Origin of the sequence: Shewanella sp. S1-49-MNA-CIBAN-0167, from assembly GCF_040310145.1 — a bacterium.
GTDB classification, from domain to species: Bacteria; Pseudomonadota; Gammaproteobacteria; order Enterobacterales; family Shewanellaceae; genus Shewanella; species Shewanella psychromarinicola.
In genome coordinates this window covers 83,785-103,076 of sequence record NZ_JBEOPO010000005.1, presented here as the reverse complement: position 1 = coordinate 103,076, position 19,292 = coordinate 83,785, and the positions used below count along the sequence as shown (strand labels likewise).

Below are 19,292 nucleotides of genomic sequence, written 5' to 3'. Positions count from 1 at the left end.
TCCTTGATAACCTTTGTAATTAGTTACGAGCTAGCATTAGCTCTAGGCGGGAACCGACACACTCAGCAAGATCTGCTAAACCTCCAACCCATTCGATAATTTTATACATGAACATTACATCAATCGGATTCAATTCAGCTTCTAATGCAAACAATTGACGACGCAATTGAATTTGCAAGTCATCAGAATCGCCTTCGATAAGATCTAATTCATTGATCATTTTGGCAACTAACTCAACTTGACGACCCCGGAAACCGGTTTCGAGCAAATCATCGAGTTCGTTAATAGCCCGCTTAGCAAGTGATACCGCATCTAAACAACGTTGTAGATAAGCACCAAAAGCTTTTTGCATAGGCTGAGGAAGGACTAATTGACGGCCAATAATACGGCCAGAGATATCTTTTGCCTTGTTGGCGATTTTGTCCTGTTGAGTTAATAACTCAAGCAAGTCAGTCCGTTCAACAGGCATAAATAATCCACCAGGAAGAGTCAGGCGAATTTCACGTTTAAGTGAGTCAGCATCTTTTTCCAGCAAACTAATTTTTTTGCGTATCTTTATCGCTTCATCCCAGTCACCTGAGATAGTTGCGTCAAAGAAAGGAACAAGAAGTGATGCACACTCATGTACTTTGTCGATATGCTGTTCTAAAGGCTTAAGAGGTGATTTTGCAAACACACCTAAAATAGAGTTTACTGGCATTGCCGTTTACCTATTTAATAAATTCCAATTTGGAAAAAGCGGGCGCATGTTAACCCAAGCGTACACATAATGAAACTGTGTTTTTTAATTTCGTACGACAGTTTCTCTGTTATCGTTACTCAGTATATATGATGCGAGCAACGCTATACTAAGATAATTTTATTACAGCAATGTGACATTATGAAGATAATATGACGCATTAATGAACATTTGATGACAAGGCAAACATAAAGTCAATGGACGCAGAAATAGAGTTAAAACTATTCATTCAAGCACAACACCATGATTTATTAAAAAAAATATTGAATGACTACCCTAATTCGACCCCTCAAGGCCAGAAAAACCTCACCAACGGATATTTCGATACAGACGATTTACAGTTGCGTCGTTGGGATATGGGCTTACGCGTAAGAGGTTTTGATAACCAACTCGAACAGACCATAAAAACAGCAGGTAGGGTCGTAGGAGGGATCCACTCTCGTCCCGAATATAATGTCAACATAGATCAAAAAATACCGATCCTGTCACGTTTCCCAAATAAAATTTGGCCGGTAGGATATAATATCGACAACATCTCCGCATCACTCGGGTGTATTTTTGAAACCAATTTCAACCGCCAAACCTGGCATATTTACCTCAATAACAGCCTCGTTGAGGTCGCATTGGATGTGGGTGAAATCATTGCAAAAAATAACCTTGATCCCATATGCGAGCTAGAATTTGAATTACTTGCAGGTGATACTTCAGCCTTAATAGAATTGGCAATTGAAGTGGCTAAATCAGTGCCCTTGCGGTTAGGTAAGGCCAGTAAAGCTCAGCGAGGTTACCAGCTTGCGGGTAAATCAAAACCCGTCACCCTCGAGAATATTGATTACATCTCGTTGTCAAAAAGTAATAATTTACAGCAAACTCTTAGCGCCATACTAGAAACGGGGCTTGAGCGCTGGCAACTGATTGAAAATATGTTAACTGTCTCTAATGACGACGAACAACAACAGTCAGCATTATGGGGGGAATTACGTCGTTGTGTGCGCTTACTCAGGCTCACCCTAGATCAATTTGGTTTACTCAATCAGCACACTAGCCCATTATTTGATCATCTTGAACAGGCGCTAATATTTGTTAGTCCACTGCAAAGCTGTTGCTTATTGTTGCAAGACGACGCAAAACTTCTTGCCAACATCAATAATAAACCTCTCGTGTGCCAACGACTAGAAAACCATATCAGCTCGATGTCTATTTCAACTCAATTAGCCTCCATATGGCAACAACCTGAGTATGGTCAATTACAATTGGCCTTAGTCGATTTGTTATTAACCACTGAAAGTGGTCAACATCAATGGGGCAATTATCCAGAACTGGGCTTGTTTGCTAACCAATTACAACAAGCCTCATGGAAACGTATTGGCAAATTAATGCCGATAACATCTGAAATGAATAGCGTAGATTACCAACACGTTGCAGACGCACTGGATGAAAGTATCTTAGTTGGCTTTGCTTATGGAGAAATGTACCAAGCCAAAAAGCGCGAGGCTTTTCGTGCACCGTGGCAAGACTTAGCGTTGGGGATCAGCACGCTATCTGCGTATAAAATATTAAGGTTCCTTAGTGAGCAGTATCAACTTAATATTGAAACCTGGTTAGACAATAAAGAAACCAGTTTATTGTTTGCCATGGAGCAGTCACGTAAAAGTGCCCTAAAAGTGCCTATATATTGGTAAGTTAACACATTATTGCGTCAGCAAATGATTGTGAGCAAAACAGTAAGAGGATGATTATTATCGTGTTTTTGATAGACGACCAATTTATAGCATTTAGGTATAAATGGTCGCCTATTGCTTAGCTAAATGGCTGTAATTTGGCTAAAGCCTGTTTAATACCAATCGTATTAATTATCTGGTTATGCAGCGGGAATTCAAATTGCTTTAATCAAGGCGAAGACTTAACGGCATAGTGTTATTCGGCAACGGATCCTGCGTTGCTCTATCTCCGCTGTAGTGAAATGATCCCACTCTCTTTTACTGAACATCTAAGGGAGGCTTACTTACGATGCCGGCCAGCGTTTCTATTAAATACCAATTTTGTCAACGTCGTGGACCACCTTCGCCAGCAGACATTGCGTTTTACACATCTGCCACGATACACCGTTTTGACTGGTTAAATAATTAACTTGAGTTATTTATTGTTCTTTATGCGCGGTCGGCTAACCACTGTTCAATTAAGTCATAAACGGTTGCCATATGAATACTCCTACTCCAAACCACCATTTGATGGACACATTATAGAAGCGCAAGAGGATTAATTATAATGATTAAAATAGATAGCCAAATACGTTAAAAGCGATTAAAACTATTTAAATTAATCCAAAAAACAGTGTAATGACAATAAAAAAGCCAACGTTGTCAGTTTACCTTTTTGGTATTAAATCATTGAGTAAAGGAATGATTAGTCTGTGGGCGGGGTTGGTTTACGGTATAACTTAATCAAATAATAGGCATCAATTAACACAATAAAAAAATTAACCAAAGCAACGGGTAATGCATCTATGGCCAGGCCGTAAGCCACAAATAATCCAGCACCAATTAAGTTCCACCAGCGTAATTTTTTGATGTTCGCCATCATCAAGGAAATAGCAACAACGACCGAAGCTAAGTAGCCGACCCATTCCCAAGGGTTAATATTGTCCATGGATTTTCCTTATATTACGATGCTGAATAAACAAGTTGAAGCCAAAAACACTCTGTTCAGCTAACAAATGTCCGAGCACTTCCCCTTAGCCCTTGTACATTCATTATGATTAAACAAGCAGTAACGTTATCTACATAATAAATAGGCAGCAAGACTAAAATGTTGATCTACTTTAGATTTAGTCGCTATTGTTCTAACTATAGCTTATCGCTCTACAACTGCAGCTGTCATTCTTGAAATACAGCAAAGTTTGCCAGCGCTATTGTGCACTAATATTTCCCATACAGAACTGCGCTTGCCAATGTGTACAGGTTTTGCTGTCGCGGTTAATTCGCCATTACGTGATGCTTTTAAATGATTGGCGTTGATTTCTTGTCCGACACAATAATAGCGCGTGAAATCGACCACAAAATTGGCAGCATAACTGGCTACCGTTTCCGCGAGTGCGACATTCGCGCCACCATGAACCATCCCTAATGGATTATGCACAGCGGGATTAGCAGGCATGGTGGCGACCATATAATCATCGCCAATTTCAGTGATTTTAATGCCCAAAGTTTGCATTAAGGTGCCCTTTCCCTGCATCCCTGCATCCAAACGAGCACAATCTTCTAAAGTGACCGTTTTAAACCAAATACTCATTCTTAATATCCATCATTATCATTACTAGAAAGCTCAGTGTACTGATTAGCTTAAGCTTTTAAAAGATAAACGCGATAGATAACACCACCCCATTAAAAAGGAGCCTAAGCTCCTTTTTGTCGTTATTGTCGTTATTGTCGTTATTGGATAAATCGTCCAGTACGTTAACTCACCAATTCCCAGTGACTTTGATAAGTTTGTGCCCAACGTAATAACTCAACTCGGTTGCGTGACTCTGTTTTACGGAAAATAGAGGAGATATGGGCTTTAACGGTATGTTCACTAATACACAATCGCTGGGCAATTTCTTTATTACGCGCGCCACTAGAGACAAGCTGAATAATAGTTCTTTCTCGATTGGTCAACCTTTGGAGAATGGCAACGGTATCGGCAGGGATTTCAGTACGAGTATCTAACTGCTGAACTAAACGTCTAAAGATTTTACTGATCAATGGCCGGTCGTACCACAATTCGTCAGCCACCATTTTACGCAAACCCGTTAGCATTAAATCCATGCGTTGATCACTGTACAATAAACCACGCACGCCTTGGAGCAGTGCAGACTCTTGATCAAGTGAACCTCGTTCAACTTGATATAAAGCAACCGGAACATGTTCGACTAAACGCGACACCAATAACGGAATACCTTTACTGTCTAAGGCTGCGCCCTTTTGTGAAATAAGATAAAAGTTATTGGATTTTTTTTCTAACTCAAGCTCAGCCGCATGTTTTACAATGCGAGTTTTTAACCCGATAGATTCAGCCAAAATAGCTAAATGGCAAGGTGCTGCGATTTGGTGCAAGAACACCAACTCATCGATATTCGAACTCATCACTCTTCTCCCTGAAAAGTACATTATTGCTCAACATACCTTGATCACATCCTGAGGTTATATACTATACGTAAATGGAACTCATTTACTAGCCTTCAGAACTAGGCAGAGCAGATAGTTTACTTTCATCTCTTTATATTTAGAACATTTTATTTGGTTATTAGTTAATCGCCTTATCTTGTAAATGGATTAACCGACAGATTAGATAATCGTGGTTAATCGGTCACTCTCAATAGCTACTGTTATGATAAAAACCTTTCTATACAGCAAGCATAGTAAAAATTTGCTGGTTATTATGGCTATTATGTAAGTCTAAAGTATTAATAGTAAGTTTGACTGACTTGCCATAGACTTTATCACTAATTCAAGACTGATAAGCCTCATACTTTACATTCGCTTAAAGCCATTAATTAATTCTCAGGCTAGCAGCCAAATTTAGCTATTTTATGATGCCTTTTATGCCACGATAAGCCCAGCCTGCGCAGTCACACCAAATGGTTATTGACCGCCATTTTGGTCGCTATCTGTTTGTTATGAAGAGATGAAAGCAACAATACGCCACACACGCCACCAATTAATGCTAAAAACATGTCAGATTGAGTATCCCAAACATACCCTTGAGTGCCTAAAAAAGCCTCCGCATTTTCGCCAGTAGCAATGGCGACCCACCATTCAACTAATTCATAAAAAGCTGAAAATGCGAGCACAAAACATACCGCTAAAAACTGGCACCAAGCACCTATTTGTATCACCTGCTTACGGATAAAAATTTCACGCGCCAATATCACCGGAATAAAACCTTGGGCAAAATGGCCGACTTTATCGTAATTGTTTCGCTCACTGCCCATCAGTTGAGCTAGCCAGTCAAATAATGGTACTTCAGCATAGGTGTAACGAGCTCCCACAAATAACACACAACAATGCACTAGAATAAGGCCATAAGCTAACGGGGTTAGCGGAAAGCTTTTACGACTAAAAAACAATATCGGTAATGCGAGTAATGCAGGGATGGCTTCCAGCCACCAAGTAAACATATCTTTAGGGTTTATCAGCGACCACAACAATACCAACAGATAAATTGTTATCCATATCACACCTTTTTTCATCGAAAATTCCTCTTCTGCGATATTGTTCTCAATTAAAAATATTCCTTCAGCCATCTAGCCCTCCACAAGCCCTAAAAAAAGTGCTACTTTGGTATTGCGTCGGAAGTCTGCATTTATATCATAACTGTTAGTATAAGCATTAGCATAAGCACCATTTAATGATAAGAGGGTACCCATATCATGGCGAAACATTCGCTTGACAAGGATAAGATTAAAATCCTGCTGTTGGAGGGCGTCCACCAAACTGCGGTCGATGTACTAGAACGTTCAGGTTACACCAATATTGAATATCACAAAGCCTCACTCGGCGAAGCTGCATTACTGGTTTCAATCAAAGATGCGCATTTTGTTGGTTTACGCTCACGCACGCAACTGACAGCTGAAGTATTACATCATGCAGAAAAACTAGCTGCTATTGGTTGCTTCTGTATTGGGACTAATCAAGTCGATTTATCGACAGCTGAACAATTGGGTATTCCGGTCTTCAACGCGCCATTTTCCAACACGCGTAGTGTTGCAGAATTGGTGATTGGTGAGATCATCATGTTAATGCGTGGTATTCCGCAGCGTAATGCGATTTCACATCGCGGCGGTTGGCTAAAAAGCGCCAATGGCAGTGTTGAAGTCCGTGGTAAAACCTTAGGTGTTGTTGGTTATGGTCATATCGGTACTCAGCTAGGTATTTTAGCTGAAACCATAGGCATGAGAGTGATTTTCTTTGATATTGAAGATAAATTACCGTTAGGTAATGCCTCACAAGTTCGCTCTATGGATGAGTTATTGGCTCAGGCCAATGTTGTCAGCCTGCATGTACCCGAAACGCCACAAACCAAAGACATGTTCGCTAAGGCTGAATTTGCTAAAATGCGCCAAGGCAGTTTCTTTATCAATGCCTCCCGCGGCACCGTGGTTGATATTGAAGACCTAGCCCAAGCGCTAAAATCTGAGCATCTTGCTGGCGCAGCAATTGACGTATTCCCGGTTGAACCTAAGTCTAATGATGATGAATTCATCACTCCACTTCGAGGTTTAGACAACGTATTGCTCACGCCACACATTGGCGGCAGTACTGCAGAAGCACAAGAAAATATCGGGGTTGAAGTGGCTGGCAAGCTAGTGAAATACTCAGATAATGGCTCAACCTTATCTGCAGTGAACTTCCCTGAAGTGTCATTATCTCAACATAGTGGTACTTCACGCTTATTGCATATTCACCATAACCGTCCTGGTGTGTTGATCAAAATCAACCAAGCGTTTTCAGAGAAGCACATTAACATTGCCGCACAATACCTACAGACTACTGCTCAAATTGGTTATGTGGTAATGGAAGTTGATTCAGACCAAGCCGAAGAAGCATTAGTTGAGTTGAAGTCAATCGAAGGCACTATCCGTGCGCGAGTATTATTTTAACTTTTGCTTCGCAATGGATTAACTCAGGTTAATTGGCTTACTCGAAAAGCTACCTTGCTCAAAAGGTAGCTTTTTTATTGGCTTTTAAAACCTTGCCCCCTGTTGAGCATTGTATTATTCCGTTACACTCCAAGCATACCGTCTTATTCTCAGCTTAGGGATAGTTATGACTATTTCAGTAAACCAACCAGATTGGGATTTCATCGCCACATCTCCTGCATTAATGTTATCAAGTTTAGCTCATATGGGATTAATCGAAATCACCGGAGAGCAAGGGCGTAGCTTTATTCAAGGCCAAGTCACTACAGACATTACCTCTCTTGGTACATACGAGTGGAAATGGGGCGCGCATTGCGACCCTAAAGGTAAAATGCTTGCCAGTTTCCGAACATTTGCTGTGGGCGATAGCTTATTCATGTTACTGCCCAAAAGTGCCTTGAGTTTAGATTTACCACATTTACAAAAATACGCGGTATTTAGTAAAGCTGAACTGGCTGATGTCAGTGATGACTACCACATAATCGGCATAGCTGGAGCAGAGGCACAAGCCTTTGCTACTGAACATTTTGGCGATGTATCGCAAACACTTAACTTTGTAGATCAGGGCGTAATCATTCGCGATGGAGATCGTTTTATTGCCATTATTAAATCAGCCGCAGCCGAAATAATCATCAACCAATCGGGTCAAACATTGTTTGATGCCAGTGCATGGCAAGCATTAGAAATTAAAGCCGGTTATCCCAACATTGATGCCGCTCATTCAGGCCAGTACGTAGCACAAATGTGTAACTTACAAGCCATTAATGGCATCAGCTTTACTAAAGGCTGTTACATGGGCCAAGAAACGATTGCTAGAATGAAATACCGCGGTGGTAATAAACGCGCTTTGTATATTTTGTCCGGTACCAGCAATCAAAAAATCACCACTGACACTACGTTAGAAATTGCGCTTGATGACGGTTTCCGTCGTGGCGGTAATATTATTGAGTGCGTCCAATATGGCGATAAAGTACTGCTTACAGCGGTACTACCAAATGATACCGAAAACAACGCTCAACTTCGTCTTGCTGGAGATGAAAGCTCACAGCTATCTATTATCGAGTTGCCGTATTCTTTAGCAGATGCCTAATTAACTCATATTATTAACCGACTAAATACATCTACAAAAGCGAACCTTGGGTTCGCTTTTTGTTTTTTTATAGCCAAGGCGATCTATTTGACTCATATTAGGTATATGATTAATATTGTTAACGAATTAAATAAATTCATTAAACCCAAATAACTCATTACATTCATCAGTTATGGAGTCACTATGGAACCTCTCGTTACCTTAGAAAATATTAATAAAGGGTTTCGCGATGGCGAGTCATTCCATTCTGTGCTCAATCAAGTCAATCTGACGTTATACCAAGGGCAAACCGTTGCCCTTATGGGCCCTAGTGGCAGTGGTAAAAGTACCTTACTTAATATCATTGGCGGCTTTGAGACTATCGACAGCGGCGAATTATTCATTCATATCGATGGCCAGAAACAATCGGTAACGCCCTGGAAAGATAAGCAATGGAGTCAATACCGCCGTCAATATCTTGGGGTCGTCTTTCAGCAATTTAATTTACTGACGCCACTTAATGTGCGTGACAATATCATCTTTTCATTGGCAATGAATGGCCAAAAATGGACGCCATGGTGCGATGAGCTCTGCGAACAACTGGACATAAGTTCGTTACTTCAACGTAAGGTAGAGAATTTATCCGGTGGGCAACAGCAACGTGTCGCAATTGCCAGAGCCTTAGCCCATAAACCGCCTTTATTGCTTGCCGACGAGCCCACAGGTAATTTAGACCAACAAGCCGGATTGCAAGTCATGACGCTACTGACCTCACTGGCCAAGCAAGCTAATACCTGCGTGGTGATGGTGACCCATAGCCAGCAATGTGCTGACTTTATGCAAACTCACCTTCATTTACACGGTGGTAGCATAGAGCATCTGCGCAACATCACCCCATTAGCTTATGAGTGATTGCCATGTCACTAATTAACGTCCGTCTCTGCTTACAGGTTTTTTACCGCCACTATAAGCACTCACCCATACAAGCGAGCGCCATTTTAATCGGTATTATACTCGCCGTCACCTTACTGATTGGCGTCAAAGCAACTAACGAAAATGCCATACAAAGCTACAGTAGCGCCACCGAATTATTAAGCCAACGGGCCAGTTTTAACCTGAGCAATAACAGCAGCAGTGATATCAATGAACAGGTTTATTTTGCCCTATCTCAAGCGGGAATAGACAGTCTAGCGATTATAGAAGGATTGGCGACCAGCCCTGATGGCCAATTGTGGCAAGTCACGGGTAGCGATGTGGTGTCAGCGCTAGCACATAGTGCAAAAAACACCACAATCTCAAGTGCCAGTTTAACCTCATCGACCATCGATTTAAGCCAGCTGCTTAATGGTCAGCCCACCATTATGATGAGCCAAAGCCAAGCTAAGCGCATCGCCCCTAATGGCGACTTCACGCTTAATAACATTAAGCTTAATGTGCTACAGGTCGACGACAAATTGGGGTTGGGTAGCGCCTTATTAATGGATATGTCTCTGGCGCAGCCCCTGCTGAACATGCAGGGAAAATTAAGTTATATCGCGGTATTTGCTCCTACGACAACGGCCACTGAGGTACTTTCGCCCGATAACCCTCCTTCGTTTGAGCAATCTATTAAGCAAACGTTATTAGCCGCCGGTATCGATACCAACCGAATCAATATCACTACAGTAGACACAGGTGAGGCACTAGGCGCTTTGACCGAGAGCTTTCATTTAAATTTAAATGCCATGAGCATGTTAGCATTTGTTGTTGGGTTATTTATTGCCTATAACGGGGTTCGTTATAGCTTAATGAAACGGCAAAAGTTATTTGTCCAATTAATGCAGCAAGGTATTGATAAATTCAGCTTAATGATCGCGCTTTTGTGCGAATTACTCATATTGGTACTGATTGGCTGCATCATTGGCTTTATTACTGGTTTACAACTTTCACAATGGCTGCAGCCCATGGTTGCGCTGACATTAGAACAACTTTACGACGCTCGATTAATGCCTGGAATATGGCAATGGTCATGGTTTTTACAAGCTTTTGGCTTAACCTTGGCTTCGGCAATGGGCGCCTGCATCCCCATGTTAACCAACTTGATAAACACTCCTTTAGCCCAAGGCACCCATAAACAAGAGCGCCACTACCGTCGTTTACATCGTAAACAATTCTACCTTGGTGTCGTCATGTTACTTGGCGCGTATCTGCTATTTAATCTGACTGAAAATTACCGATATAGTTTAGCTTTACTCGGTGTCGTCACTATTGCGATTCCTTTATTACTGCCCCAATTATTGGGTAGCATGCTCACTCTTATTACGCCCTTATTTCCTAAAGGCCTATGGCAATATGGGGTTGCTGAAACTAAAGATATCATTGCTCCATTATCGTTAGCTATGATGGCGATGTTGTTGGCTATTTGTGCCAATATCTCTATGAACACCTTAGTAGGTAGCTTTGAAATCACCTTAAAACAATGGTTAAACGCCCGTTTACATGCCGATTTATACATCATACCTAATCCAAGCGACATGAGTAAACTGGAGGGTTTTTTACAACAACAACCCAAAGTCACCGGGGTTTATCAGCAATGGAAAACCTCAGCAATAATAAGTTCTGCAGCTCTGAGCTCATCAAGGACGCCTACTGCAGAAATTGAGCCGACATCGACCAATACTCCTATTTCGCTGATTAGCCGTGATATATACTCGCTCAAAAACACCACTATTTTTAAAGGCCAAATACCACAATTCTGGCAAGATTTTGGCGCGAACAACAGCATAATGATAAGCGAACCATTAGCCATTAAATTGAACCTACAACTTGGCAGTAAGGTACAAATTGACCGTTTAACCGCCTCATCTATGACAGTGGGAGCCATTTATTATGACTATGGTAATCCCATGGGCGAAGCCATTATCCATCACCTCACTTGGCAAACGAATAAGCTACCTATCAAGCCTATCAGCTTAGCGATAATTTATGCTGGCGAGCTAAACGAGATACAGCAACAACTCACTCAAACCTTGGGGATTTCATCCGCTCAAATGTATAGCCAGCAAGGCATAAAATCACAAGCCATCGAGATTTTCAAGCGTACCTTTTCAATTACTGTGGTGTTGAATAGCCTCACATTACTGGTCGCAGCTATTGGTTTGTTTAGCGCGTGCATCATGTTAACTCAAGCACGGCTGGCGCCATTAGCCCGCTTATACGCTTTAGGTGTCAACCGCCAGCAACTGCGGGTAATGGTGTTATCCCAAATGCTGATCATTGTATTTTTAACCTGTTTATTAGCCATGCCCACAGGTGCACTATTGGGCTATTTGTTGATCAATAAAGTGACCCTACAAGCCTTTGGTTGGACGATAGCCATGGTATGGGATTGGCAAGCTTATGCTCAAGTAGTGCTGATTGCACTAGCCAGCAGCGTCATTGCCGTGTGCCTGCCTTTGTATTGGCAAACCCGCAAACCATTGATATCAAGCCTGCAGCAGGAAGTCTTATGAATAACGCCAAGCAGATCACCTTATATGCCAAGCTTAGCACACTGCTGATCGGCTTAATGATACTGATAAGTGGCTGTTCAGACCCGTCATCTGAGCACACGTCATCCACCATAGCCAATATGACCGCAAGCCAAAGTACGGGATATCAACAAGTATTACCCGATCACAATTTAGTGTTTCCAGCGGATCATCTAGCCCATGATGGCTTTAAAATTGAATGGTGGTATTTAACGGCCAATTTAACCACCACTAAAGGCGAGGACGTAGGGGTACAATGGACCCAGTTCCGTATCGCGCTGGCACCAAAAACACCATCGTCTACTGCGCAATCACCTGCGCTGCCATCCCCCGAGTTATCAATGAATCGTCCTCCTGCATGGGCAACGGATCAGCTGTATATGGCCCACGCCGCAGTCACATCTGCAGCTGAACATTTAATCGCCGAGAAATGGTCGCGCGCTCACCCTCAACTTGCTGGTGTTGAACCGCAACCATTTCAAGTGCATTTACAAAACTGGCAATGGCAGAGTCAATCTAACGACCTATTCCCAGCCACGCTCAAGGTAAACAATGATCAATTTAGCTACCAATTACAGCTAAACAGTCAACAACCTCTGCAATTACAAGGCAAGCAAGGTTATAGCAGTAAAAGTGCCGACCAAAGTGTCGCGTCTTACTACTACAGCCAGCCCTTTATCGATGTCACAGGCCAAATTACCCGTCATGGTGTTACCGAAAAAGTCAGCGGTAAAGCTTGGCTTGACCGCGAATGGAGCTCACAATTTTTAACCAAAGCCCAACAGGGCTGGGACTGGTTTTCACTGCGTTTAGACGATGATTCAACACTGATGGTGTTTAGGCTGCGCGGACAAACTAACAAGGATAACTTTTACAGTGCCAGAAGAATGTTTGCCGATGGCAGTGGTCGCAATATCAACAGTAAAGATAATCCCAATGATATCTCAATGGAACCGACTCAGTGGCAACAAACAGCATTAGGCTATCATCCTATTGCGTGGCGTATTGGCATCAAGAGTGAAGCAATAGACATTACCGCCCAAGCACTCAACCCTAACAGTGACATGTTAGTGTCGACCTCATATTGGGAAGGCCCTATTACCATTGCCGGCAGTCACCAAGGAAAGGGATATATGGAGTTGACTGGTTATCGCTAACGCCACGCAGCGTCCTAGCAACTAGGTTCTAGTGTCGCTTTGCTGCTAGAGACCGCTTCGCTGCTAAGATTTTATAGGCTCTATGCTTCAGCTTTTTCGTTTATTCGCTTGTTATCGTATGTCATCACTTGCTATCTCTAGACATCGCTCGTTATCGTATGTCATCGCTTGCTATCTCTGGACATCGCTCGTTATCGTATGTCATCGCTTGCTATCTCTGGACATCGCTCGTTATCGCATGTCATCGCTTGTTATCCCTGAACATCGCTCGTTATCGCTCGTTATCGCTTGTTATCCCTGGACGTCGCTTGTTATCGTATGTCATCGCTCGATATCGCTTGCTACCTAGATGTTATAGGATCTAGCCACGCAGCGTCCTAGAATCTAGGCTTTTAGTCGCTTAATACCTATTAAGAGCATAACCTTTACTGCTGTAAAGCCATATAATATACCCACTCCCTTTTTATCTCCTCGCATATATTAGCTTTCATCACCTAAAAACCCTGCATTTCAAGCATGAGAAGCTTTACAAGCAAACTCTAAAACAGCATATCCCTAATTATAGAAATGAGATTTACATCACGCTGAAAAATGTGACCTTGCACAACTATTAACCACTATACCCATTCGGAGGTATACCCATGTCGTTAGTAAGGTCTAGACTCACTCTATCACGTCACCTCCAATGACTATCACGAAACAAGAACAACATTCTAAGAGTGAGGAACACCATGAGCATCAGTCGTCGCGAGTTTTTAAAAGCCAACGCCGCTGCCGCAGCAGCGTCGGCCGTGGGTATCGCTATTCCAATTAATATCGTTCAAGCAGCTGAAGGTAAAAGTGAAATAAAATGGGATAAAGCCCCATGTCGCTTTTGCGGTGTAGGCTGTAGCGTTTTAGTGGGAACACGAAATGGTAAAATTGTTGCCACCCAAGGTGACCCAGAAAGCCCTGTTAACAAAGGCTTAAATTGTATTAAAGGTTATTTCTTATCCAAAATCATGTATGGCAAGGACAGATTAACCTCGCCATTACTCAGAATGAAAGATGGTAAGTATGATAAAGAAGGCGATTTTACCCCTGTAAGTTGGGATGTTGCTTTTGATACGATGGCCGAAAAATGGAAAGCCAGTATTGCCAAAAAAGGCCCTACATCAGTCGGCATGTTTGGTTCGGGTCAATGGACTATTTGGGAAGGCTACGCGGCATCTAAGCTCCACAAAGCGGGCTTTTTAACCAACAATATTGACCCTAATGCACGCCATTGTATGGCATCTGCTGTGGGTGGCTTTATGCGTACCTTTGGTATTGATGAACCTATGGGTTGCTATGATGACTTAGAAGCGGCTGATCACTTTGTATTGTGGGGCGCCAACATGGCAGAAATGCACCCCATCTTATGGGCGCGCCTAACTGATCGTCGATTAAGCCATAAAGATGCCCGCGTACATGTGCTTTCTACCTATGAAAACCGCAGCTTTGACTTAGCAGACAATGCCATGGTGTTTAAGCCGCAGACAGACTTAGTCATCTTAAACTATATTGCCAACTACATTATTCAAAACAAAGCAGTGAACAAAGACTTTGTCAGCAAACACACTAAATTTGCTTTAGGTACCACTGACATTGGTTACGGCCTGCGCCCAGAACACCCGTTGGAAAAGAAAGCCAAAAATTCAGGTAACGGGAGCTCTACACCCATTAGCTTTGAAGACTATGCCAAATTTGTCAGTACTTATACAGCTGAATACGCGTCAGAAATGAGCGGCGTTCCGGTTGAAAATCTAGAAATTATGGCAAAAGCCTATGCCGATCCTGACATTAAAATAATGAGCTTATGGACCATGGGTATTAACCAACATACTCGTGGTGTGTGGGCCAACAATATGCTCTACAACATTCACTTATTAACCGGAAAAATAGCCACTCCAGGCAACAGTCCATTTTCACTAACAGGTCAACCATCAGCGTGTGGTACTGCCCGTGAAGTAGGGACGTTCTCGCATCGTCTACCTGCTGATATGGTAGTAAAAAATCCTAAACATCGTGAAATCACTGAAAAACTATGGCAAGTCCCAGCGGGTACCATTCCCGCCAAACCTGGGTACCATGCAGTACAGCAAAGTCGCATGCTCAAAGATGGTAAATTAAACTGTTATTGGACCATGTGTACAAATAACATGCAGGCAGGCCCTAATATTAATGATGAAATTTACCCTGGTTTTCGTAACCCAGAAAACTTCATTGTGGTCTCAGATCCCTACCCGACCATCACCGCAATGGCTGCTGACTTAATTCTGCCAACCGCAATGTGGGTTGAAAAAGAAGGCTCATATGGTAATGCGGAACGTCGCACTCATTTTTGGCATCAGCTCGTACCAACGCCTGAAGGGTCTAAGTCAGATTTATGGCAGCTGGTTGAATTCTCTAAGCGCTTTAAAGTTAGTGAAGTCTGGCCAGCAGAGTTAATCGCTAAGCAACCTGAGCTAGCCGATAAAACCTTGTATGAAGTGCTATTTGCTAATGGCGTAATCAATAAGTTCCCAGTAAGCGATTGTAAAGGTACTTATAACGATGAAAATGAACACTTTGGCTTTTATCTACAGAAAGGTATTTTCGAAGAATATGCTCAATTTGGCCGCGGACATGCGCACGATTTAGCCGACTTTGACACTTATCACCAAACACGAGGATTACGTTGGCCGGTCGTCAATGGTAAAGAAACCACTCGTCGCTTTGTTGAAGGTAGCGATCCCTACGTCAAAAAAGGTGAAGGCTTCAATTTTTACGGTAAACCAGATGGTAAAGCCGTTATATTTGCATTGCCTTATGAACCCGCTGCAGAAGAGCCTAATGAAGAGTTTGATCTGTGGATGTCCACCGGGCGAGTTCTAGAGCATTGGCATACAGGGTCAATGACCGCTCGAGTACCGGAACTGCATAAAGCCATGCCAAGTGCTCAGGTCTTTATGCATCCAGCAGACGCTAAGGCGCGCGGTTTAGCCCAAGGAGATGAAGTTACCGTTGCCTCTCCGCGCGGTGAAATCAACACCAGAGTGGAAACCAAAGGCCGTAATAAGCCGCCAAGAGGCGTGGTATTCATGCCATTCTTCGACGCCAAGCAATTAGTGAACAAGCTGCTGTTAGATGCAACGGATCCCTTATCAAAAGAAACTGACTTCAAGAAGTGTCCAGTGAAAATATTTAAAGCTTAATACGCCTTTTATATTCACTGCTGCTGTCATTGGGTGATTCAGCCATGACAGCTATGATGCTCAATTTCTACATTCATTAGGATGTAACGGAGATGAAAATGAAAAAACTACTTAGCGTCGCGGCTATACTATTAAGCCTTAACGCCTATTCTGGACAGCAAGCTTTAGCAGACAGCACCCCTGTTCAAGTAGAGTCTCGTGCAGGTAACGTCGCCATAAACGACAATTCGCCAGCCGATGCTATGGCAACTTATCCTACTCGAGGAAAAGCTATCCCACGCAGCTTTGCCCAGCAACCGCCGCTGATCCCTCATAAAGACAGCTATCGTATCACCACAGATAAAAACGGCTGTTTGACATGCCATGCTTGGGACAAAGCCAAAAGAATGAAAGCAACGCCAGTGGCAAAATCACACGTAGTCGATGACAAAGGCACATTAAATGGCATGAACTACTTCTGTGTACAGTGTCATGTTGCCCAAGCAAACAATAAACAGGAACTAGTGGAAAACACATTTACAACCAAGTAAGCCACGAGGGCATAACGTCCTTCTAGCTTCAATTTAAAAAAGCCACTTCTATTGAAGTGGCTTTTTTTATCTATTCAAAATGTGTAGATAATGCTGTCAACTCGCATAGCAAAAAATGCTTAAAAAAAACCCAGCCTAAGCTGGTTTTATTGTTTGAGATTTGTGCTGGACAGACTGCGCACTCGGTTCTGCTGCAGTTTGTGATACATTATATGATTGGATCTCATCTTTCTCAGGCATCGCCGCTTGCCATAATGCGCCGACCCATAAACTTGAAGTTGATTTCATTGCCATTCCTCATTTTTGTTAACGAGTTCAAAGTAATCTTTTATGCTTCATAGGTAAAATGAATAATTATCATAGAGTGGATTCTATTTAGGCATGAACATTCCAATCAAGAACTTGCAGAGTTTTCTGACTTTAGTTGAAACTGAAAACTTTATACGGGCGACATAAAAAGGCTTTATAACCCAACCGACACCGACCAAAATCATTCAGCATTTCAAAGATAATATCCGCGAGTAATGGCTTATCTGGAACAATCAAAAGGTTGAGCTAGCTCAGGCAGGGCAATGACTTGAGCAATGCCATTTCTGTTAAGTGGCATGGTTACTGATTCAGCATTGGCCGCTAACACGGTTAACCAGCATCACAAAAAAGCTAAAAAAAACCAGCCTAGGCTGGTTTTTTTATTTTGATGTTTTGTGGAATGGCGTTTCTGGCACCGTTCGAGCTGTCTGCGTAACCGGTAATGCTTGCGCTTCATTTTCAAGCGGCATGGCGGCTTGCCACAACGCACCGACCCATAAATTAGAAATTGATTTCATTGGTTGTTCTCCGTGTCAGTTAACGAGTTCAAAGTAATCTTTTATGCTTCATCCGTAAAATGAATTAATACTATAATATGGATTCCATTTCAGCATGAACTTTTAAATCAGTAGCTTACAGAACTTTATGACGCTAGTTAAAACTGAAAACTTTACCCAGGCGGCAGAAAAAGGCTTTATGACTCACCCGACACTCACAAAACTTATCCAGCGTTTAGAAAACAATTTGGGTGAGAAATTGCTGATTAGGAACAATCAAAAGGTTGAGCTAACTCAGACAGGGCGATGACTTGAGCAATGCCACTTCTGTTGAAGTGGCATGGTTAACCGATCCAGCATTGGCCGCTAACATGGTTAACTAACATCACAAAAAAGCTAAAAAAACCAGCCTAGGCTGGTTTTTTTATTTTGATGTTTTGTGAAATGGCGTTTCTGGCACAGTTCGAGCTATCTGCGTAACCGGTAATGCTTGCGCTTCATTTTCAAGCGGCATGGCGGCTTGCCACAACGCACCGACCCATAAATTAGAAATTGATTTCATTGGTATTCCCCGTTTTGTTAACTAGTTCAAAGTAATCGTTTATGCTTTATCCGTAAAATGAATTAATAACATAATATGGATTCCATTTAAGCATGAACATTCCAATCAAGAACTTGCAGAGTTTTCTGACCTTAGTTGAAACTGAAAACTTTACCCGGGCGGCAGAAAAATGTTTTATGACTCAACCGACACTCACAAAAATCATCCAGCGTTTAGAAGACAATATGGGTGAGAAATTGCTGATTAGGAACAATCAAAAGGTTGAGCTAACTCAAGCAGGGCAATTGTTCGAAAAAAGTGCTAAGGAAATTTTGGGTCATTGGCATCGACTTCAAGAAGATATTAACAACCTCAATGGCTTAAAAACAGGACTATTACGGCTTGGCGTCTGCCCTATGATGAGCAGTTTAATTACCAGCTTGTTGACCAATTATCGGCAGCAATATCCGGGGATTGAAATACAGATGTACGAGTATGGCGGCTTTGGTTGCGAACAAGCACTATTGAACAACAGTCTAGATATTGCGTTTACCGCACTGCCGACAACCCATAAAACAGAGTTATCGAATCAACCACTGACTAAATATCCCTTACTTGCATGCTTACCCGAAGGACATCCACTCACAGATAAAGCGGAGATACGCTGGCAAGACTTTGAATCTTATCCATTCATTCTTTATAACGAAGATTTTTCATTAGCAAAGTTAATTAACCGTTTAAGCCGTGAAGCTGGGGTGCAACTCAATATAGCCTTTAGAACGGGTCAATGGGATTTTTTAGCCGCGATGGTTGAAGCAAACTTGGGCGTCGCGATTTTACCCGAACCCATTTGCCAACGATTAAGTAATAGCAGACTGGTATTTAAACCGATGCATCCCGCAATGACTTGGGATCTCGCATTAATATGGCGAGAAAACTTACCCTTAACCCCGCCAGCAAAAGCGCTATTAGCGCTCAGCAGAAACAGTTATGAATAACATCTACTCTTATATCATAACTGTTTTTATATCGTAGCAAGGGCATAAA

Annotated in this window: 17 protein-coding genes and 2 pseudogenes; 11 read left to right on the top strand and 8 right to left on the bottom strand. The window is 42.3% G+C overall.

Going from position 1 to position 19,292, the window contains the following annotated elements:
* Positions 1-19: 19 nt before the first annotated feature.
* Positions 20-700: a TIGR00153 family protein gene (locus tag AAEZ00_RS03675; RefSeq protein WP_351088342.1), complete on the bottom strand. Its 681-nt coding sequence runs from the start codon at positions 698-700 to the stop codon at positions 20-22.
* Positions 701-936: 236 nt separating this feature from the next.
* Between AAEZ00_RS03675 and AAEZ00_RS03670 the strand changes: the two genes are divergently transcribed.
* A complete protein-coding gene (locus tag AAEZ00_RS03670; protein ID WP_351088341.1) occupies positions 937-2,421 on the top strand; it encodes a CYTH domain-containing protein in 1,485 nt (494 codons plus the stop codon).
* Between the two features lie 724 nt (positions 2,422-3,145).
* Here the strand turns inward: AAEZ00_RS03670 and AAEZ00_RS03665 are convergent.
* The 4 genes from AAEZ00_RS03665 to AAEZ00_RS03650 form a co-directional block, all read right to left on the bottom strand.
* Positions 3,146-3,388, bottom strand: a complete 243-nt coding sequence (locus tag AAEZ00_RS03665; RefSeq protein WP_101032880.1) for a YgjV family protein — start codon at positions 3,386-3,388, stop codon at positions 3,146-3,148.
* Between the two features lie 204 nt (positions 3,389-3,592).
* A complete protein-coding gene (locus AAEZ00_RS03660; protein ID WP_101032881.1) occupies positions 3,593-4,030 on the bottom strand; it encodes a PaaI family thioesterase in 438 nt (145 codons plus the stop codon).
* A 164-nt stretch (positions 4,031-4,194) separates the two neighbouring features.
* Complete coding sequence (locus tag AAEZ00_RS03655; protein ID WP_101032882.1) at positions 4,195-4,863, bottom strand: helix-turn-helix transcriptional regulator; 669 nt, start codon at positions 4,861-4,863, stop codon at positions 4,195-4,197.
* 485 nt (positions 4,864-5,348) lie between these two features.
* Positions 5,349-5,969: a DUF2238 domain-containing protein gene (locus AAEZ00_RS03650; RefSeq protein ID WP_101034750.1), complete on the bottom strand. Its 621-nt coding sequence runs from the start codon at positions 5,967-5,969 to the stop codon at positions 5,349-5,351.
* A gap of 180 nt (positions 5,970-6,149) precedes the next feature.
* Between AAEZ00_RS03650 and serA the strand changes: the two genes are divergently transcribed.
* The 7 genes from serA (at position 6,150) to AAEZ00_RS03615 (ending at position 16,898) form a co-directional block, all read left to right on the top strand.
* Positions 6,150-7,379: a phosphoglycerate dehydrogenase gene (gene serA, locus AAEZ00_RS03645; protein ID WP_101032883.1), complete on the top strand. Its 1,230-nt coding sequence runs from the start codon at positions 6,150-6,152 to the stop codon at positions 7,377-7,379.
* 166 nt (positions 7,380-7,545) lie between these two features.
* The gene (gene ygfZ / locus AAEZ00_RS03640; protein ID WP_124014002.1) at positions 7,546-8,508 is read left to right on the top strand and encodes a tRNA-modifying protein YgfZ; all 963 of its coding nucleotides are present in this window, start codon (positions 7,546-7,548) and stop codon (positions 8,506-8,508) included.
* 183 nt (positions 8,509-8,691) lie between these two features.
* Complete coding sequence (locus AAEZ00_RS03635; protein ID WP_101032885.1) at positions 8,692-9,399, top strand: ABC transporter ATP-binding protein; 708 nt, start codon at positions 8,692-8,694, stop codon at positions 9,397-9,399.
* A 5-nt stretch (positions 9,400-9,404) separates the two neighbouring features.
* The gene (locus AAEZ00_RS03630; RefSeq protein ID WP_124014001.1) at positions 9,405-11,978 is read left to right on the top strand and encodes an ABC transporter permease; all 2,574 of its coding nucleotides are present in this window, start codon (positions 9,405-9,407) and stop codon (positions 11,976-11,978) included.
* Positions 11,975-13,153 (top strand): lipocalin-like domain-containing protein, encoded by a 1,179-nt coding sequence (locus AAEZ00_RS03625; RefSeq protein ID WP_124014000.1) that lies wholly within the window; start codon positions 11,975-11,977, stop codon positions 13,151-13,153. The genes AAEZ00_RS03630 and AAEZ00_RS03625 overlap by 4 nt, the downstream gene beginning before the upstream one ends.
* A 731-nt stretch (positions 13,154-13,884) precedes the next feature.
* Positions 13,885-16,368, top strand: coding sequence for a nitrate reductase catalytic subunit NapA (gene napA / locus AAEZ00_RS03620; RefSeq protein WP_101032888.1), 2,484 nt, complete (start codon positions 13,885-13,887; stop codon positions 16,366-16,368).
* Between the two features lie 98 nt (positions 16,369-16,466).
* Positions 16,467-16,898 (top strand): nitrate reductase cytochrome c-type subunit, encoded by a 432-nt coding sequence (locus AAEZ00_RS03615; protein WP_124013999.1) that lies wholly within the window; start codon positions 16,467-16,469, stop codon positions 16,896-16,898.
* Between the two features lie 135 nt (positions 16,899-17,033).
* Here AAEZ00_RS03615 and AAEZ00_RS03610 read toward each other — a convergent pair whose 3' ends face one another.
* Positions 17,034-17,186: a hypothetical protein gene (locus AAEZ00_RS03610; protein ID WP_335687566.1), complete on the bottom strand. Its 153-nt coding sequence runs from the start codon at positions 17,184-17,186 to the stop codon at positions 17,034-17,036.
* Positions 17,187-17,279: 93 nt separating this feature from the next.
* On the opposite strand from AAEZ00_RS03610, the pseudogene AAEZ00_RS03605 reads away from it, so the two are divergent.
* A pseudogene (locus tag AAEZ00_RS03605) lies at positions 17,280-17,420 on the top strand (LysR family transcriptional regulator); the annotation flags it as partial.
* Positions 17,421-17,587: 167 nt separating this feature from the next.
* Here the strand turns inward: AAEZ00_RS03605 and AAEZ00_RS03600 are convergent.
* Positions 17,588-17,725, bottom strand: coding sequence for a hypothetical protein (locus tag AAEZ00_RS03600; RefSeq protein ID WP_164839409.1), 138 nt, complete (start codon positions 17,723-17,725; stop codon positions 17,588-17,590).
* A gap of 106 nt (positions 17,726-17,831) precedes the next feature.
* Between AAEZ00_RS03600 and AAEZ00_RS03595 the strand changes: the two are divergent.
* Positions 17,832-18,011 (top strand): annotated as a pseudogene (locus tag AAEZ00_RS03595) (helix-turn-helix domain-containing protein); the annotation flags it as partial.
* A gap of 117 nt (positions 18,012-18,128) precedes the next feature.
* Here AAEZ00_RS03595 and AAEZ00_RS03590 read toward each other — a convergent pair.
* A complete protein-coding gene (locus tag AAEZ00_RS03590) occupies positions 18,129-18,266 on the bottom strand; it encodes a hypothetical protein (protein ID WP_351075574.1) in 138 nt (45 codons plus the stop codon).
* A 92-nt stretch (positions 18,267-18,358) separates the two neighbouring features.
* Between AAEZ00_RS03590 and AAEZ00_RS03585 the strand changes: the two genes are divergently transcribed.
* The gene (locus AAEZ00_RS03585) at positions 18,359-19,243 is read left to right on the top strand and encodes a LysR family transcriptional regulator (protein WP_101032890.1); all 885 of its coding nucleotides are present in this window, start codon (positions 18,359-18,361) and stop codon (positions 19,241-19,243) included.
* Positions 19,244-19,292 lie beyond the last annotated feature (49 nt).